General features: G+C 65.9%; 19 protein-coding genes and 1 pseudogene. 19 read left to right on the top strand and 1 reads right to left on the bottom strand.

Going from position 1 to position 16,516, the window contains the following annotated elements:
- From H149_RS0109125 to H149_RS0109080, 10 genes and pseudogenes are all read left to right on the top strand, one after another.
- Positions 1 to 248, top strand: a 248-nt coding sequence (locus tag H149_RS0109125; protein WP_020649445.1) for an integrase core domain-containing protein, incomplete at its 5' end; no start/stop codon positions are given.
- A gap of 36 nt (positions 249 to 284) precedes the next feature.
- Positions 285 to 623 (top strand): annotated as a pseudogene (locus tag H149_RS20375) (GTPase); the annotation flags it as partial.
- Positions 624 to 687: 64 nt separating this feature from the next.
- Positions 688 to 1,053 (top strand): DUF3085 domain-containing protein, encoded by a 366-nt coding sequence (locus H149_RS0109115; protein WP_026353030.1) that lies wholly within the window; start codon positions 688 to 690, stop codon positions 1,051 to 1,053.
- A gap of 344 nt (positions 1,054 to 1,397) precedes the next feature.
- The gene (locus H149_RS0109110) at positions 1,398 to 1,949 is read left to right on the top strand and encodes an STY4534 family ICE replication protein (RefSeq protein WP_020649442.1); all 552 of its coding nucleotides are present in this window, start codon (positions 1,398 to 1,400) and stop codon (positions 1,947 to 1,949) included.
- Between the two features lie 55 nt (positions 1,950 to 2,004).
- Positions 2,005 to 2,616: a DUF3275 family protein gene (locus H149_RS0109105; protein WP_020649441.1), complete on the top strand. Its 612-nt coding sequence runs from the start codon at positions 2,005 to 2,007 to the stop codon at positions 2,614 to 2,616.
- Positions 2,617 to 2,705: 89 nt separating this feature from the next.
- Positions 2,706 to 3,071 carry a hypothetical protein gene (locus H149_RS0109100; protein WP_020649440.1) on the top strand — a complete coding sequence of 122 codons (366 nt, stop codon included), beginning with the start codon at positions 2,706 to 2,708 and terminating at the stop codon, positions 3,069 to 3,071.
- A gap of 84 nt (positions 3,072 to 3,155) precedes the next feature.
- Positions 3,156 to 3,806: a hypothetical protein gene (locus tag H149_RS0109095; protein ID WP_026353029.1), complete on the top strand. Its 651-nt coding sequence runs from the start codon at positions 3,156 to 3,158 to the stop codon at positions 3,804 to 3,806.
- A 65-nt stretch (positions 3,807 to 3,871) separates the two neighbouring features.
- Positions 3,872 to 4,981, top strand: coding sequence for a DUF6094 domain-containing protein (locus tag H149_RS0109090; RefSeq protein WP_020649438.1), 1,110 nt, complete (start codon positions 3,872 to 3,874; stop codon positions 4,979 to 4,981).
- Positions 4,982 to 5,082: 101 nt separating this feature from the next.
- Positions 5,083 to 5,388 carry a hypothetical protein gene (locus H149_RS0109085; RefSeq protein WP_026353028.1) on the top strand — a complete coding sequence of 102 codons (306 nt, stop codon included), beginning with the start codon at positions 5,083 to 5,085 and terminating at the stop codon, positions 5,386 to 5,388.
- Between the two features lie 110 nt (positions 5,389 to 5,498).
- Entirely contained in the window at positions 5,499 to 7,769 is a 2,271-nt protein-coding gene (locus H149_RS0109080; protein WP_020649436.1) for a helicase-related protein, read from the top strand.
- A gap of 93 nt (positions 7,770 to 7,862) precedes the next feature.
- On the opposite strand, the gene panE is transcribed toward H149_RS0109080, so the two are convergent.
- The gene (gene panE / locus H149_RS0109075; RefSeq protein WP_020649435.1) at positions 7,863 to 8,789 is read right to left on the bottom strand and encodes a 2-dehydropantoate 2-reductase; all 927 of its coding nucleotides are present in this window, start codon (positions 8,787 to 8,789) and stop codon (positions 7,863 to 7,865) included.
- A gap of 111 nt (positions 8,790 to 8,900) precedes the next feature.
- Here panE and H149_RS0109070 point away from each other — a divergent pair, with 111 nt between their 5' ends.
- The 9 genes from H149_RS0109070 (at position 8,901) to H149_RS24035 (ending at position 16,401) form a co-directional block, all read left to right on the top strand.
- Positions 8,901 to 9,497, top strand: a complete 597-nt coding sequence (locus tag H149_RS0109070) for a helix-turn-helix domain-containing protein (protein WP_020649434.1) — start codon at positions 8,901 to 8,903, stop codon at positions 9,495 to 9,497.
- 179 nt (positions 9,498 to 9,676) lie between these two features.
- A complete protein-coding gene (gene pilL2 / locus H149_RS0109065; protein ID WP_026353027.1) occupies positions 9,677 to 10,261 on the top strand; it encodes a PFGI-1 class ICE element type IV pilus protein PilL2 in 585 nt (194 codons plus the stop codon).
- Positions 10,258 to 10,905 carry a hypothetical protein gene (locus H149_RS0109060; RefSeq protein WP_020649432.1) on the top strand — a complete coding sequence of 216 codons (648 nt, stop codon included), beginning with the start codon at positions 10,258 to 10,260 and terminating at the stop codon, positions 10,903 to 10,905. Before pilL2 ends, H149_RS0109060 begins: the two co-directional genes overlap by 4 nt.
- Before the next feature lie 14 nt (positions 10,906 to 10,919).
- Positions 10,920 to 11,666 carry a TIGR03759 family integrating conjugative element protein gene (locus tag H149_RS0109055; RefSeq protein ID WP_026353026.1) on the top strand — a complete coding sequence of 249 codons (747 nt, stop codon included), beginning with the start codon at positions 10,920 to 10,922 and terminating at the stop codon, positions 11,664 to 11,666.
- Positions 11,651 to 12,229, top strand: a complete 579-nt coding sequence (locus H149_RS0109050; protein ID WP_020649430.1) for a lysozyme family protein — start codon at positions 11,651 to 11,653, stop codon at positions 12,227 to 12,229. The genes H149_RS0109055 and H149_RS0109050 overlap by 16 nt, the downstream gene beginning before the upstream one ends.
- Complete coding sequence (locus H149_RS0109045; protein ID WP_051101828.1) at positions 12,226 to 12,777, top strand: integrating conjugative element protein; 552 nt, start codon at positions 12,226 to 12,228, stop codon at positions 12,775 to 12,777. Before H149_RS0109050 ends, H149_RS0109045 begins: the two co-directional genes overlap by 4 nt.
- Positions 12,778 to 12,787: 10 nt before the next feature.
- On the top strand, positions 12,788 to 14,947 hold the full coding sequence (gene traD / locus H149_RS0109040; protein WP_020649428.1) for a type IV conjugative transfer system coupling protein TraD: 2,160 nt from the start codon (positions 12,788 to 12,790) through the stop codon (positions 14,945 to 14,947).
- Positions 14,944 to 15,693 carry a TIGR03747 family integrating conjugative element membrane protein gene (locus H149_RS0109035; RefSeq protein ID WP_026353025.1) on the top strand — a complete coding sequence of 250 codons (750 nt, stop codon included), beginning with the start codon at positions 14,944 to 14,946 and terminating at the stop codon, positions 15,691 to 15,693. Before traD ends, H149_RS0109035 begins: the two co-directional genes overlap by 4 nt.
- Positions 15,694 to 15,804: 111 nt before the next feature.
- Positions 15,805 to 16,401 carry a DUF6088 family protein gene (locus tag H149_RS24035; RefSeq protein ID WP_081093916.1) on the top strand — a complete coding sequence of 199 codons (597 nt, stop codon included), beginning with the start codon at positions 15,805 to 15,807 and terminating at the stop codon, positions 16,399 to 16,401.
- The last annotated feature ends 115 nt before the right edge of the window (positions 16,402 to 16,516 follow it).

Below are 16,516 nucleotides of genomic sequence, written 5' to 3'. Positions count from 1 at the left end.
AACCCTCTGTTGGCAGCGTCGGCGATTCCTACGACAACGCGCTGGCCGAGACGATCAACGGGCTGTACAAGGCCGAGGTGATTCACCGGCGCTCGTGGAGGAACCTCGAAGCGGTCGAACTGGCCACGCTGGATTGGGTGGACTGGTTCAACCACAAGCGACTGCTAGGGCCGATCGGGAACATCCCGCCAGCGGAAGCCGAAGAGGCTTACTATCGGCAACAGGCCGCGCTGCCGCTGGCAGCGTGACTCAAACCAAACAGCCTCCGGAATTTCCGGGGCGGTTCACCCGATGGTTTCCGGCGCATCACCCACATGCTGGTGGATGCCGGTGCGCGGGACATTACCTGGGTCGATCCGCTGCCCACCGACATCATCCGCACGCCGCCGGCCATCGGCTTCACCGTCGACACGACGAAGTTCCAGGGTCGCGTCACCGTACTGTATGAGCGTGGCCTCGACCTCTACGCGGTGGAACTGCGCCGCGACGGCGAGCTGGTCGAACGGGTCGATGAGGTGTTCTTCGACACCCTCGGCGAGACGCTGGAACGGCTGATCGACGACGGGAGTTGGAGGCGCATCCGCGTGCAGTGCCTGTCGGGTCGCAAGGCTGTCCGGCACTGACCTCCCAGCAGCTTCCCGCCCTCGCGGCGGGAAGCCTCTTCCTGCCTCCCTGGAGACCACACCCATGACTATTCGATTCAAAGGCACGGAACTGCGGCCCGTGCTCGCCGAAGCGGTGGCGAATCAATGCCGCGTCATCCTGGTCAAGGATCAGGGCGTGTACTTCCTGGCCGAGCGCGGCGAGCGCCGGCCCGATGGTCGCCAGAAGACCATCGCCTACGCCGCCGGCTGCAACCCGGATGTCGATGCCTTCGACGACTGGTGGGAACTGGCGCGTGCCGAGTTCGGCGGCGATGACTTCGGCGAATTCTTCGATCCGCAGGAGGGCGTGTTTGCGCGCATCCTGCGCAGCGAGGACGACCTCGACGTGTCCGCCACCACGACACACCTGTCGCTGCAGGCGGTTCCTCCCACGCCCAGCGGCAACTGACCGCCCATCCCTGGCCCCCGCTCCGGGGGCCTCTTTCTTCCAGGCAATGCGGACAGCCGCGAGTGCCGATTGCCGCTCGCCTGCGCGCCGTCCCGGCGCCACGCTTCCGGCCATGTTCCGCTGACGTCCGTCAGCGACATGCCCAGGCAGCCAAGATCTTCAAGGCTGCGACGCGGTTCCGACCGCGTTGATCACACCAGTTCGCACCGGCATCCATGCGCGAACGGCCATCGGTTCTCGATGGCGATGCCACCAAGCTGCTCCATCAACCCACGCGGGGGTTCCACACCTTCCCCGCCTTGGGTCGGGTGTGTCTCCGCCTCATTGTTCTCAGGAGATTCACCATGACCACTTCCAACGAAAAGTCCTACTTCGATCTGCACATCACCGGCCTCGGGTACCTCAATCGCATCCGCGAGGTGAAGCCCAAGAAAGGCGATGCGTTCCTGGCCTGCGACATCGTGGCCCTGAACGGTCCCAGCGATGACGTCTCGTATGTGCGCTTCGACACGCGCGTATCGGGATCGGAAGCGCAGTACCTGGTGCGCCGCTGCATTCAGGCGGTCGACGCCGAGAAGAAGGTGATGATCGGCTTCCGCCTGGGCGACCTGTGGACCGACACCTTCACCTACTCCAAGGGCAAGCGTGCCGGCGAGCAGGGTGTGAGCCTCAAGGCCCGCCTGCTGTTCGTCAGTTGGATCAAGGTCGACGGCAAGCTCGTCTACAAGGCCGAACCCAAGCCGACCGAGGCCGATGAGCGCGAGCCGGAAGTCCCTGTGACGTCCGACGCGCCCGCCGCGCAGCAAGCCTCGGCACCGGAGCCTTCCAAGCCCGTCGCCGATGCTGCCGACGACGCTGCCGATGCCCCCGCATTGGCCGTTGCCGAGTCGTTCTGATCCGCAAGGCCCCATCCTCGGGGCCTTGTCCTCTCTTCGTCCGCAGGAGGCCTTCATGATCACCATCCCCGGCCAACTGGCCATCAAGACCATCCACGGCAGGAACGGCGACTTCAACGTCGGCCGCCTGGCGACCTCGATCGGCGAGTTCGTCGTGAAGAACGCCGAACTCGATCAATACCGCGAGGGCAAGTACGACGGTGATTTCGTCATCGTCGAGATTCGCCCATCCACGTACAACGCCAACGGCCGCATGGTCATCGAGATCCGCGCCCATCTGGGCGGGATGACGCTGTCCAACATCGACGCCCTGAGCCGCGACGAAGCCCGCCGGCTGAGTCCGCAGGAAGTCGATCCGATCGACGAGGAAGCGCAGGCGCCCGTGCCGGCAACGCCCCCGGCCAAGCCGAAGGCGAAGCCGCGCAGTCCGCGCGATCCCCTGGTCGATACCACGCCGTTCGGCAGCGAACCGGCTCCCGTGTCCGCTGCGGCCTCGGCCGAGGCAGACGACGCGGCGCTGTTCGGTGCCTTGTGGCCCCTGGGCGAGACCGTGAAGCTCGATGCGACCGTGGATCGTCGTGTGCTGCGTCAGCAGCGCGACCGTCTCGACAAGCTGGGCTACGAGTTCGCTCCGTTGTCCCAGGACTGGCACCTCAAAGATGCCTGATCCATTCGCCGCCTTGCGCGGCATTCCGCCACCCGCCGGGGCTCTCCCCCGACGGGGAGGGCTCCGGCCATTTCTTCAAGGAGACCTTCATGGGCTGGACCTTCGTTCGTCAGACGCGCGATCAGTTGATCCGCGAGCTGATCGCTCCGCAGGCGTCCGAACGCGCTTGCTGCGAAGTCATCGACCACACGCTGGACGGCGACGTTCTGTGGACCGTGGTTCGCGTCACCGCCAAGCAGGCGGGCGTCATGGGCCTCGCGGCCGGTGAGTCCGTCTGCTACATCGGCTGCCATCTGCTGGAAAGTTCGGGCGGCGATTGGGGCTACAAGTCCCTCGATGAGTCCGTGCATCCGTACTACTACTCGTGCCCGCTGCGCTATCTCGACATGGCGCCGGTGCAAAGCCCCGAGTGGCGCGAGCGGGTTCACCGCTTCCACGCGGGGTGCGCTGTCTAGCGGCACGCATCTTCCTTCACCCAACCGGGGCGAGCATGGCCCCACGGGCTGTGGTTGCTCCTTCTTTTCCAAGAGGACATCACCATGCCTGCACCTTCTTCCGCGAAACCGCTGTACCGCATCGACGAATGCCCCGACCTCATGGCCGACGCTTGCGTCGGTGACGAGCAGGGCAATCTCGTCTTTCTCTCGATCTGGGCGCGCGACACCGCCGTTCAGGAGTTTCTCGCCCGCCTGACCCTTGGCCGGGATGAACAGGGGCTGGACCAGTTCCACGTCATCACCGAGCAGGGCGCATCCATCCCGGTCTTCGTCGGCAACGTCGAGAACCTGGAAAAGCGCATCACCCGTGCCTATCGGCGAACGCTGTTCGGTTCGCTGACGAATGTGTGGCTGTTCGATCGTCGCTGCGTGAAGCCAGACAAGGCCAACGCCAGCGCGCTGGCGCTTCTGCCCAGGGATTCCGCTCACCGGCTCGACCGGCTGTGGACGCTGGTACAGGACACCTGCCCGCTGCCACTGCTCGACCACTGGCGCGACACCGTGCTGGCGCTGTTGCAGACACGGCGGATGCTGACCGGTCTTCCCTTGGCCCTCGGGCCGCTGGAAGGCCATCGGCTGGCCCTCGATGTCCCGGCGCTGACGAAGGCGCTGGGCGAGCTGATCCGCAACGGCACCCTCGGCGCCACGCAGTACGAACTGGCCGCGAACGCACCGCTTCGGCGTGTGGCGTGAGCCATCCCCACGGGCATGCGCGCCGCGCGTGCCCGCCTTCCCTTATCCATCACCAGGAGAAATCCATGGCACTCATGTTTCCGCGCCTGGCGCGCAATTTCATTCGTAACGGCTACTTCCCCACCGACGAGCCGACGCTGGAGCGGGCCTTGTCCGCGCTGGCGCCGTCTCCCGGCGCCATGTCCATCCTTGATCCCTGCGCCGGCGAAGGCGTGGCGATCGCCGAAGCCGCCCACGCCCTCGGGCGCGAGCAGGTCCAGGCCTTCGCCGTCGAGTACGACGCCGAGCGTGCCCGCCATGCACGGCAACTGGTCGATCGCTGCATCCACGGTGACCTGATGGATACGCTGATCTCGCGCCAGTCCTTCGGGCTGCTGTGGCTGAACCCGCCGTATGGCGACCTGAGCAAGGACGTGAACGGCAACATCGGCTATCAGGGCCAGGGCCGTGCGAGGCTGGAAAAGCTGTTCTATCAGCGCGCGCTGCCGCTGCTGCAGTACGGCGGCGTGCTGATCTTCATCGTGCCGTCCTACGTGCTCGACCCCGAGCTGGTCGGATGGCTGACGCGCCACTTCGCCGACCTGCGCATCTACCGTGCGGTGGAAACGCAGTTCAAGCAGGTGGTGATCTTCGGTCGCCGGGTTCGCCAGCGCGACCAGGCGTCGGAGTCGGCCAAGGCCGTGCGCGGTCTGCTGCTGCAGATCGGACAAGGTGACGCCGAAGCCGAGGAACTGCCGCTCGAATGGCCGTTCCTGCCGTACACCGTCCCTGCCAGCCCGACCGAGCCGGAGCACTTCTATCGCGTGACGATGGAGCCCGAGCAGTTCGCCGATGAAGTCGCCCGGCTGCAAGGACTCTGGCCGGCGCTCGATACGCACCTGGGCGCCGCGCAGCAGTCGCTGCGTCCGCCCGCGCGGGCCTTGTCGCACTGGCATCTCGCCCTGGCCTTGGCCGCAGGCGCGATCTCCGGCGTGGTGAAGTCCAGGACCGGGCGCGTGCTGGTCGTCAAAGGTGATACCCACAAGGAGAAGATGCTCCAGACGGAATACACCGAACGCGACGACGGCTCCGTGGCCGAGACGCGCATCCTCACCGACAAGTTCGTGCCGGTCATTCGTGCATGGGACTTGACGCTGGGCTCGCCCACGTGGGGCGAAGTGCTGACCATCCGCTGATCGCTGTTCCCTGACGGTTCGCCGTCGCTTTCATCCACCCACCGGGGTCACGTTGCCCCGATGGAGTGCCGTGGCCTCTGCTTCCAGAAGGAGATACCACCATGGCACTCGCAATCCTCAACCTCGCGTCACAAGCACGCTTCTCGCCCGGGCAGGTGGTCATGACCGCCGGCGTCGATGAACTGGTCCGACAGGGCCGGCTCGACCCCACGCCGTACCTGCGCCGCCATTTTCATGGCGACTGGGGCGACCTGGACGATAGCGATCGGCGGCAGAACGACGCCGCGCTGAAGTCCGGCGAGGATCGTCTGTTCTCGTCCTACCAGGTCACGCGCGACCTGAAGCTCTGGATCATCACCGAATGGGATCGCAGCGTTACCACGCTGCTGTTGCCCAGCGAATACTGATCCGCATCCCGCGGCGCCTACACGGTTCTTTGCCGCTTCTTTCTTCCCACCCAGGGGCATGTCACCGCCCCGTGTGGGAGGTGCATGCCCCATTGCCTTGGAGCATCACCATGTCCCTTGATCTCGAAACCGTTCCCGAAACCGCTGTGCAGGGCGACCTGCTCGAAGCGGCCGCTTCACCCCTCACGCTCAGCCTGCAGGACTTCGTGTCCGAGTTCGGCGACGAGTTGCTCGACTCGCTCAACCGCGCCAATCCTCCGGTCTACACCGGCCAGGTGCGGGTGCATCGGCAACTGATCCTCGCCGCGCTCAAGCGCAAGCTGTTCCCGGCGCAAGCCGATGTGGTCCACGCCGTCACCGAACTGTTGGTCGACCGCGGCGAACGCGCCGCGATCGTCAATGGCGAGATGGGCTGCGGCAAGACGACAGTGGGTATTGCCACCGCTGCCGTGCTCAACGCCGAAGGCTACCGCCGTACCCTGGTGCTCTCGCCACCCCACCTGGTCTACAAGTGGCGGCGCGAGATCCAGGAGACGGTGGCCGGTGCCAAGGTCTGGGTGCTCAACGGCCCGGACACGCTGGTCAAGCTGCTGAAACTGCGCGAGCAGTTGGGCGTGCCGGCCCAGGGCCAGGAGTTCTTCGTCCTGGGCCGCGTGCGGATGCGGATGGGGTTCCACTGGAAACCTGTCTTCGTTCGGCGGCGCACGCCTCACGGCGACATGGGGGCCTGCCCGGATTGTGGGCATGTCGTCACCGACCTCGACGGCGAGCCGATCAACCCGGTCGAACTGGAAGCCGAGGAGTCCCGCCGCAAGTGCAGTCACTGCCGTGCACCGCTGTGGACGCTGATCCGACCGAGGGGCTTGTCCGCGAGCGACCAGTCCTCCGCTGTCCTCAAAGCCTTGAAGCGCATCCCAACCATCGGGGAAGTCACCGCGCAGAAGCTGATGCAGAAGTTCGGTGATGCCTTCCTCGCGTCGATGCTCGGGGACAACATCCACGAGTTCATCAACCTGATGGATGGCAACGGCGAGTTGGTCTTCTCGGACCGGCAAGCCCATCGCATGGAACGCGCGATGGCCAACATGGAGTTCGGCTTCGGCGAGGGCGGCTACCAGCCGTCCGAGTTCATCAAGAGGCAGCTTCCCCAAGGCACGTTCGACCTGCTCATCGCCGACGAGGCACACGAGTACAAGAACGGCGGCTCCGCACAGGGCCAGGCCATGGGGGTGTTGGCGGCCAAGGCGCGCAAGACGCTGCTGCTCACCGGCACACTGATGGGCGGCTACGGCGACGACCTGTTCCACCTGCTGTTCCGAGCCCTGCCGGGGCGGATGATCGAAGACGGCTACCGGCCGACGAAGAGCGGCAGCATGACCTCGGCCGCGATGGCGTTCATGCGCGATCACGGTGTCTTGAAGGACATCTACTCCGAGAGCACCGGCACGGCGCACAAGACGGCCAAAGGCACCAAGGTATCGGTGCGCACGGTCAAGGCGCCGGGTTTCGGTCCCAAGGGCGTGCTGCGTTGCGTCCTGCCGTTCACGGTCTTCCTCAAGTTGAAGGACATCGGTGGCAACGTGCTGCCGCCCTACGATGAGGAGTTCCGCGAAGTCGCGATGGACACGGCGCAAGCCGCGGCCTACCGCGATCTGGCGGGTCGCCTGACCCAGGAGCTGAAGCAGGCCCTGGCGAAGCGCGACACGACGTTGCTCGGTGTGGTCCTCAACGTGCTGCTGGCCTGGCCGGACTGCTGCTTCCGGTCGGAGACGGTGGTGCATCCGCGCACGCGCAGCACCTTGGCGTTCGTGCCGGCTCAGTTCAACGAGCTGGAGGTGATGCCTAAGGAACGCGAGCTGATCGAGATCTGCAAGCGGGAGAAGGCAGAGGGTCGCAAGACCCTGGTCTATTCGGTCTACACCGGCACGCGCGACACCACGTCGCGCTTGAAGGTGCTGCTGGAGCAGGAAGGCTTCAAGGTGGCGGTGCTGCGCGCGAGCGTGGATGCCTCCCGTCGCGAGGACTGGATCGCCGAGCAGTTGGACCGTGGCATCGACGTGCTCATCACCAATCCCGAGCTGGTGAAAACCGGCCTGGACCTGCTGGAGTTCCCGACCATCGTGTTCCTCCAGTCGGGCTACAACGTGTATTCGCTGCAGCAGGCCGCCCGGCGTTCCTGGCGCATCGGCCAGAAGCAGCCGGTGCGCGTGATCTACCTCGGCTACGCCAGCTCCTCGCAGATGACCTGCCTGGGGTTGATGGCCCGGAAGATCATGGTGTCGCAAAGCACGTCGGGCGACGTGCCCGAGTCTGGACTCGATGTCCTGAATCAGGACGGAGACTCGGTGGAAGTCGCGCTGGCACGACAGTTGGTGTGCTGAATTTCACTACTTCACTTCAACGGCTCCTCCGGGGGCCGTTCTTTTTTGGCCATCCTGACGGTGACATCGATCCGGGAAGTGGAAGACAGGGCCTCATCCACCGCCATGGGCCATGCGGGTCGCCTCGTAGGCCTGCATGTGTGCAAGGCTCACCCTCAGCAGCGGCGCATCCAGTCGAGCTTCATGCGCGCGTCGCAGCATGTCCCCAATGATGTGCTCATGCTCGGTGGGGCCACCACGTTGCAGATCGCGCAGCATCGATGCGGTGCCGGTGGACTCGCGATCGGACAATGTCGTGAACATGCGGGCATAGGCGTCCTGCGATGGGATGTACCCTGAGGCGGCGGCGGTCGCCACGCATTCGCCGAGCATCTGGCGCATCAGCGCTTCGCCATCTTGTGCCTGCACGATTGCGCCAACGGGCGCGCGCATCAGCGTGGTCATGCCGGCATAGGTCGTGAGGAATACGAACTTCTCCCACATCTCCTGCAGGATGTCCTGGCTCAACACCGGTGCGAAGCCGCCGCGCTCCATCAATCCATGCAGCGCCTGCGCCGCGTCCTGCTGGCTGTGGGTGCGTGCGCCGAGGGCGAGGCGCTGCAGCGTATTGAGATGCTGGATTTCTCCGGCCGGGCCGAGCGCAACACCGATATGGCACAGGCCGCCCAGAACGCGCTCGGCGCCGAAGCGCGCATCCAGGTGATCCAGATGCCGCACCCCATTGAGCAGCGGAACGATGCATGTCGAGGGACCGATAGCGGGCGCGATGGCGGCCATCGCGCCCTCAAGATCGTAGGCCTTGCAGGCCAGCAGCACGGCATCGACGGAAGGTGGCGCCTCGACGACTGTTTTGACGGGAAGGGTTAGGTCGCCCAAAGGGCTCTTGATGACGAGCCCGGTCTCGGCGAGCTGTGCGGCGCGTCTCGGCCGAACCAGAAAACGCACGTCCACGCCGGCCGCGGCCAGACGCCCGCCGAAATAGCCTCCGATCCCACCTGCACCCAGCACCAGAAGACGCATAGCCATGCTCCTGTTTGAAGTTGAGAATTTCTACTATAGTAGAAATTCGTGGCGCGATCGATCTCAGCGCCATTGATACCCCACGCATCCATCCTGACTTGATTGCGGCCCATGCCGAATTCCTCCGCTCCTCAGACCACGCCGAAAGGCGAGCGCGCCGAAGCGCTCCCGAGCAATCTTCGGCGTCTGCGCCTGGAGGCGCAGCTCACCCTCGATCGGCTCGGGGCGTTGTCGGGCGTGAGCCGCGCGATGATCTCCAAGATCGAACGTGGCGCCTCGGTGCCCACTGCCACGGTGCTGGGCAAGCTTGCCGCGGCACTGCAGGTCAGCCTGTCTCAACTCCTGGGGGGAGTCCATGCGCGCCAGCCCAGGCTGCATGGCAGGGAGCGCCAGGTGGTCTATCACGACCCCGATTCCGGCTTCGAACGCCGTTCTCTTTCGCCGCTGTTCGAGGACGGCGCGGTCGATCTGGCCTTCAACGTGTTGCCACCGGGCAAGTCCGTCGAGTTTCCCCCGCACCATGCGGGCGTGGAGGAGTTTCTCGTCGTGCATGAGGGGGCGCTTGCCGTGGTCATCGACGGAAGGCGCTTCGACGTCGCTGCCGGAGATACGTTGTTCTTTCCCTCGGATTGCGTGCATGAGTTCCGCAATGAAGGCGGCGAGCCGGCTACCTTCTATATCGTGATCAACGATCGGACGCGGCGTTAGGCGGCGAGATCGCCCCGGCACGACCATTCGCCGCGGCATGATCCCGACATGCATCCTGGCAACCGCGTGGTTGCCGGCATTGCTTTCGGCAAATCGGGAGCCGACGGATTCGCTTTGTTTGCTGTGACAAAGGGCCTGCACGGCGATGGTAATGGCTCGTTGTTTCAGGACACCGATCCATGCGCCCATCCTGCCAGCCCTTCCGTATTGCCGGACGCAGCCATCTGATCCGTTTGCCCGGCTTGCTCCTGGCCGCCATGGCCAGCGGCTGCACGATGACGAACGCCGTGCCACCGACGCCCGCATCCAAAGTCACCGACATCGCGCCCGAAGCCGTGATGGAGTTCGTGCCGGTGACGCGGTATGGCCGCTACACCCTGGTTGAACTCGCGCCGACGGCGGCCCAGCACGACCTGTTGCTGCAAGTGGTGGATGTGGAGTTCCCCGGCACGCTGGGCGCCACCGTCGGGGATGCCCTCCAGCACCTCGTCCTGCGTTCCGGCTACCGGCTGTGCGATGAGCAGTCCGCCGATCTGCTGGCCTTGCCGCTGCCGGCGGCTCACTACCGGCTCGGCCCGGTCCTGCTGCGCGACGCGCTCTTGACCCTGGCCGGCCCCGCCTGGGATCTGCAGGTCGACCACGGCGAGCGGAAGGTGTGCTTCATCCGCAAGCTCAGGGAGGCTCATACGCCGCACGAGCCCAAGCCACCGGAAATCAACCGTTCGGCGGAGCCCCCTCCGCTGATCCGGGAGGTTTCGCCATGACCATCCGGGACTCGGCGACGGGCCAGCGCACGACGCTGCTGCGGGTCGCGGCCGCAACCTGGTTGTTGCTCGTCAGCGCGGTGGTGCTGGTGGATCACATGGCCTTGTCCGGGCTGGCTGAACAGACCCAGGCCTTCGCGCCCACCGCGCAGGTGTCCCTGCTCGAATCCCGAGTGGATGGCCTCTCGCATCGGATCGAACAACGCCATACTCAGCCCGCTGCCTTGCCGCAGGCGCGCTACGAAGAGGACACCAAGGCATTGGACCAGCGGCTGGCGGCGATCGAGCTGGCGCAGGCCCACTACGCCGCCACCGATGCGCTGCACGCATTGGAAAACCGCGTCACGCGACTGGAAGCCCGCCCGGTCTCGCGCCAGCCCAAGCTGCCCGCACCACGGCCGTCCCAACCTGTGACGGCCCAACCCAAGCCTGTTGAGCCTTCATTCCGCCTGATCGGAGTGGAACTGCGTGCGGGAGAGCATTTCGTGTCGGTGATGCCTGTTGGTGGTACCGGGCCGGCCGATGTCCGCCTGCTGCGCGCCGGCGAGTCGGAGGCCGGCTGGCGGCTGGACGGCATCAAGCGCGATGGCGCCGTCTTCCGGCAGGGTGACGAGATCCGCCGGCTGCCCATCCCGCCCCGATAGGGAGGCCCATGCCGATGGTCCCGCGCTACTTGATCCCGCCATTGATGGCCGTGTTGCTGGCCGCTCCCGCCATGCAGGTGGCACTTGCCCAGCCCACCGGTGCAACCACCGCGACCAGGACGGCGCCGAGCCGTGAAGCGCCTGCGGCCATCGCTCGCAGCGACGAACAGCGGGCGCAGGACTGGGGGCTGCGCACGGACGAATGGACGCGCTATCGCGAGTTGATGCAGGGGCCGCTGGGCGTCTACTCGCCCAGCCTCGACCCGCTCACGGCCCTCGGCATCGAAGCACGTTCCGACGAGGAGCGCCGCCGATACGCGGAATTGCAGGTTCGGGCCGAAGCCCGGCGGGTCGAGAAGACGCTGGCCTACCAGCGTGCCTACGACGCCGCCTGGCAACGGATCGCGCCGGGCATGGCGAGGGTCAACCTGCCCGGTGCCAAGCCGACCGGCGCGGGCACCGCCATCGCATCAGGCACCGACCGAACCGCCATCTTCGTGAAGGACGGCTGTACCGCCTGCGACCAGGCCGTGCAGCAGCTGCAGTCGTCGGGCGTCGAGTTCGATGTCTATGTCGTCGGCAGTCGCGCCGACGACGCGCGCATCCGTGAATGGGCACGCCGGGCCCGGATCGACCCGGCGAAAGTGCGCGCCCGGCACATCACCCTCAACCACGACGGCGGCCGCTGGCTGTCCCTTGGCCTGCAGGGCGAACTGCCCGCCGTCGTGCGCCAGGTTGGCGGCGAATGGCAGCGACAGTAGGCCTCGCGCGTCTCGCGCTCCTGCTCCTGGCTTGCTGGGCACTCGGCCAGGCGAAGGCCGGGGAGGTCCCGCCGCCGGCCTACCAGTTCGCGGCACAGCGTGCGGGCATCCCGGCAGCGGTGCTATACGCGGTGGCCTTGCAGGAGAGTGGCACCCGGTACCACGACCGCCTCGTGCCCTGGCCCTGGACGCTCAACGTGGCCGGGGCATCGCATCGATTCGCCACCCGTACCGAGGCCTGTGCCAGTTTGCACCTGGCACTGCGCAACGTGCCGCGCACCCGCATCGACGCCGGCCTGGGCCAGATCAACCTGGGCTACCAGCGTCACCGCTACGACCATCCCTGCGAACTGCTCGATCCCTATCGGAACCTGGCGCTGGCCGCGCAGATCCTGCGCGAGCAGCACGCGCCGGGCCAGGACTGGCTGATCACGATCGGACGCTACCACCGTCCCGCCGGTGGCGCACCCGCTGCGCGCTACCGCCAGAGTGTTGGCCGCCACCTGGCCCGCGTACTGGGCGAGCCAGCGCGGGGCTCGGATACCCGGAGAACCCTGCCATGAAGCCCCGAATCTTCCGTCCGGCTGTGCGGTGGCTGATCGGCTTGCTGCCGCTCGTGTCCGTGCCAGCCGCTTTCGCACAATCGCCGCCCTTGATCGTCGTCGAAGATCGCGGCGGTGCCTCCGCGCTGCCTTACTACCAGGCCCTGGACCTGCAACCGCGCACCGGAAACAGGCCATCTCCCCGGATCGAGATGCCACGCCTGCCCGAAGGGCTTTCTGGCGAGGCGGCCATGCTGCCGGTGCGCTCGGCCCATTTGTCCCCTGGCGATGTGGATCCCCGGACGATCCAGGCGCCGGGACTCACGCCGATATTCCTGGTTGGTGATGACCAGCGCTCCCATGCCTGGCTGCGCCAGCGTGCCCCGGCGCTGCGCGAGCTCGGGGCCGTGGGGCTGGTAGTCCAGGTCGAGTCACCGCAGGCACTGGCGGCACTGCGTGTACTGGCGCCCGGGCTGATGCTGGCGCCCGCGTCCGGGGACGAACTGGCCAGGCGCCTGGGCCTGCGCCACTACCCGGTGCTGGTGACCGCCACCGGCATCGAACAGTGAGGACCGCCCGATGGCCCAGCCGCACGCCGTCGAAGTCCTGCTGCGGCCAGCGGTGGAGCTATACACCGTTGCCGTATGCGCAGGCGCCGCGGTGGTGTGCGTGGTGGCACCGTGGGCGCTCGCGTTGAATCCGGTACTCGGCCTCGGCAGCGCGCTGGCCTTCCTGGCCTTCGGCGCGGTCCGCCTGCGCGACGCCTGGGCCATCCTGCGCTACCGCCGCCACATCCGTCGTCTGCCACGCTACGTGATGACGAGCCGCGACGTGCCGGTGAGCCAGTACCGCCTGTTCGTTGGGCGTGGCTTTCGCTGGGAACAACGACACACCCATCGGCTGACGCAGACCTACAAGCCCGAGTTCCGGCGCTATGCCGAACCGACGACGTTCTACCGGCTGGCGCGCCGCCTGGAGGAGCGGCTGGAATTCGCGTCGCCGCCGCTGCCCAGGCTGGCGCGGGCATTGGCCTGGGACAGCCCGCTCAACCCGGTCCGGCCGTTGCCGCCAGTGGGTGGCATGCCGCGCCTGCATGGCATCGAGCCGCACGAGACCGACGTCACCCTGCCGCTGGGCGAGCGTGTGGGCCACACCCTGGTGCTCGGTACCACGCGCGTGGGCAAGACGCGCCTGGCCGAACTGTTCATCACGCAGGACATCCGTCGCAAGGTCCATGGCGAGCACGAGGTGGTGATCGTCTTCGATCCCAAGGGCGATGCCGACCTGCTCAAGCGCATGTATGTCGAGGCCAGGCGCGCCGGACGCGAGGGCGAGATGTACGTGTTTCACCTGGGCTGGCCCGACATCTCGGCACGCTACAACGCCGTCGGCCGGTTCGGGCGCATCTCGGAAGTCGCCACCCGCATTGCGGGGCAGCTTTCCGGCGAGGGCAACAGCGCCGCGTTCCGCGAGTTCGCCTGGCGCTTCGTCAACATCATCGCGCGCGCCCTGGTGGAACTGGGGCAGCGGCCAGACTACCTGCTGATCCAGCGGCACGTCGTCAATATCGACGCGCTCTTCATCGAGTACGCCCAGCACTTCTTCGCCCGAACCGAGCCCAAGGCCTGGGAGGTGATCGTCCAGCTCGAAGGACGCCTCAACGACAAGACCATCCCGCGCCACATGGTCGGGCGAGAGAAGCGGGTGGTGGCACTGGAGCAGTATCTGTCGCAGACGCGAACCTATGACGCGGTGCTCGACGGCCTGCGCTCCGCCGTGCGCTACGACCGCACCTACTTCGACAAGATCGTCGCTTCGCTGTTGCCGTTGCTGGAGAAGCTCACCACCGGCAAGATCGCGCAACTGCTCGCGCCGAACTATTCCGACCTGTCCGACCCGCGCCCGATCTTCGACTGGATGCAGATCATCAGGAAGCGGGCCGTGGTCTATGTGGGACTGGATGCGCTGTCCGACGCCGAAGTGGCGGCGGCCGTCGGCAACAGCATGTTCAGTGACCTGGTGTCGGTGGCGGGGCACATCTACAAGCACGGCATCGACGATGGCCTGCCGGGGGCGTCAGCCGATGCCAAGGTCGCCATCAACGTTCATGCGGACGAATTCAACGAACTGATGGGAGATGAGTTCATCCCGCTCATCAACAAGGGTGGCGGTGCGGGCATGCAGGTCACGGCCTATACGCAGACGCTCTCGGACATCGAGGCGCGCATCGGCAATCGCGCCAAGGCCGGCCAGGTCATCGGCAACTTCAACAGCCTGTTCATGCTGCGGGTGCGCGAGACCGCCACCGCCGAACTGCTGACACGACAACTGCCGAAGGTGGAGGTCTACACCACCACCCTGGTCAGCGGCGCCACCGACAGTTCCGACATCCACGGCCCGACCGACTTCACCAGCAACGCGCAGGACCGCATCAGCACGTCGAGCGTGCCGCTCATCGAGCCTGCGCACGTGGTCGGCCTGCCCAAGGGGCAGTGCTTCGCCCTCATCGAAGGCGGTAACCTGTGGAAGGTTCGCATGCCGTTGCCGGCGCCCGATCCGGACGAAGCCATGCCCCGGGACCTGCAGCAACTGGCCGGCTACATGCGCCAGCACTACGCCGAGGCGGGCGAATGGTGGGAGGGCAACGGGCAGCCCCCGCTGCACGACGACGACGCGTTGCCAGCGAATCTGGCGGAGGAAGGGCAAGAAGGCACGCCGGATGACGAGGCCCCATCGTGAAAGAGCCCGCCGCGACCGCCGAGCGACAGCAGGCACGCCAACGCGGATTGGTCGCCAGCGTGGTCACGCTGCCATGGCGCCTGTTCGGCGTGCTGGTCGCCTCGCTGCTGCTGTCCATCGTCATCGAATGCGTTGGTATGCACCTGTTCTGGCCAGACCAGGGCTGGCGCCACGCGCAGGGCATGCTCGACTACGAACTGAACCAGCTCTCCACCCATTTCACCCGGAGCGCCGTCATGCAGGAGCCGGGACGCACCGCGCGCTGGCTGGTGGAGGGCACCTACGAGTGGGTTTTCGTGAAGACGGGCTTGCTGGACTGGATGCGCGACGCCTCGGCGCAGGCCAGCGCACCCAGCCGAGGCGCGCACCGAGACTTCCGCCATTACCTGGCCCAGGTCTATGTCTGGACCAAGGGCTATCTGATTGCCGCCGGCTTCACCGTACTGACGTTCATCGTCCGCCTGCTGGTCTTGGTGCTCACGCTGCCGCTGTTCCTGCTCGCGGCCTTCGTCGGCCTGGTCGATGGACTGGTTCGCCGCGACATCCGCAAGTTCGGCGCGGGGCGGGAATCGGGCTTCGTCTACCACCGGGCGAAGGCGGCCTTGATGCCGCTGGCGGTGTTGCCGTGGGTGACCTACCTGGCGTTGCCGGTGTCCTTGCATCCTTTGATGATTCTGCTGCCTGCAGCGTTTTTGCTTGGACTGGCGGTGAACATCGTGGCGGCGAGCTTTAAGAAGTACCTGTGACTTATCCAACGCTTCGGGCTTCTCCACCGAAGGTCGGCCAGAGCAGGGTTACTCCTGGTCCGATGTCAGAAAAAGGACTATGATTCTTTCATGACTAGATCATGAGTGCCAATGAAAACCCTTCCCGAGGAAATTCTGCTACATGCTCGATCCTTGCCAGAGGGAGGAATTGTCTCGCCCAAGGTCTTCCTTCACCTTGGAAGCCGATCTGCCATTGACCAGGCACTGTCCCGCCTAGCCAGGGAAGGCAAGCTTCTCAGGATCGGCCGAGGCTCCTATGTCGCCCCGGTCACTGGCTCTTTTGGTGAACGCCCACCGGCTGTCTCGAAGGTAATCCAGTCGCTAGCCTCCCAGAATGGCGAGTTCGTTGCTCCTCATGGAGCGATCGCTGCAAATAACCTAGGACTCTCGCGACAGGTGCCTGTTCGGGAAGCCTACGTGACATCGGGACGAACTCGTGAAATTCGGCTCGGCCGGCTAGAAATCCTAGTCAAGCATGCTCCCGGATGGGTGTTGGCATTGGGGAACCGACCGGCCGGCGATGCAATACGCGCCTTGGATTGGCTTGGTCCCGACATGGCTCGCAAGGCTTTGCCGGTCTTGCGCCGCAAACTCCCAGGCGGAGAGTGGGATGCCTTGGTAGCAGCACGAGCATGCTTTCCTTCATGGCTGGCCAGGGCAATCGGGGAGGAAGTCGGCAATGGTTAGGCTTCATGGCACCCCAGGCTGGCACATGTACGCGCTGTCCCCTCGAAGGATAGGGGGGCCGGCATGCGAGCAAAAGTCTTGCTCCGCCCCAGGGAGAAAATTCATTGGCCATCAA

The sequence above is a fragment of the Solimonas variicoloris DSM 15731 genome (assembly GCF_000382285.1).
Taxonomy (GTDB): Bacteria; Pseudomonadota; Gammaproteobacteria; order Nevskiales; family Nevskiaceae; genus Solimonas; species Solimonas variicoloris.
The sequence above is the reverse complement of the archived record's forward strand: the minus strand, read 5'-3'. Positions and strand labels throughout refer to the sequence as shown.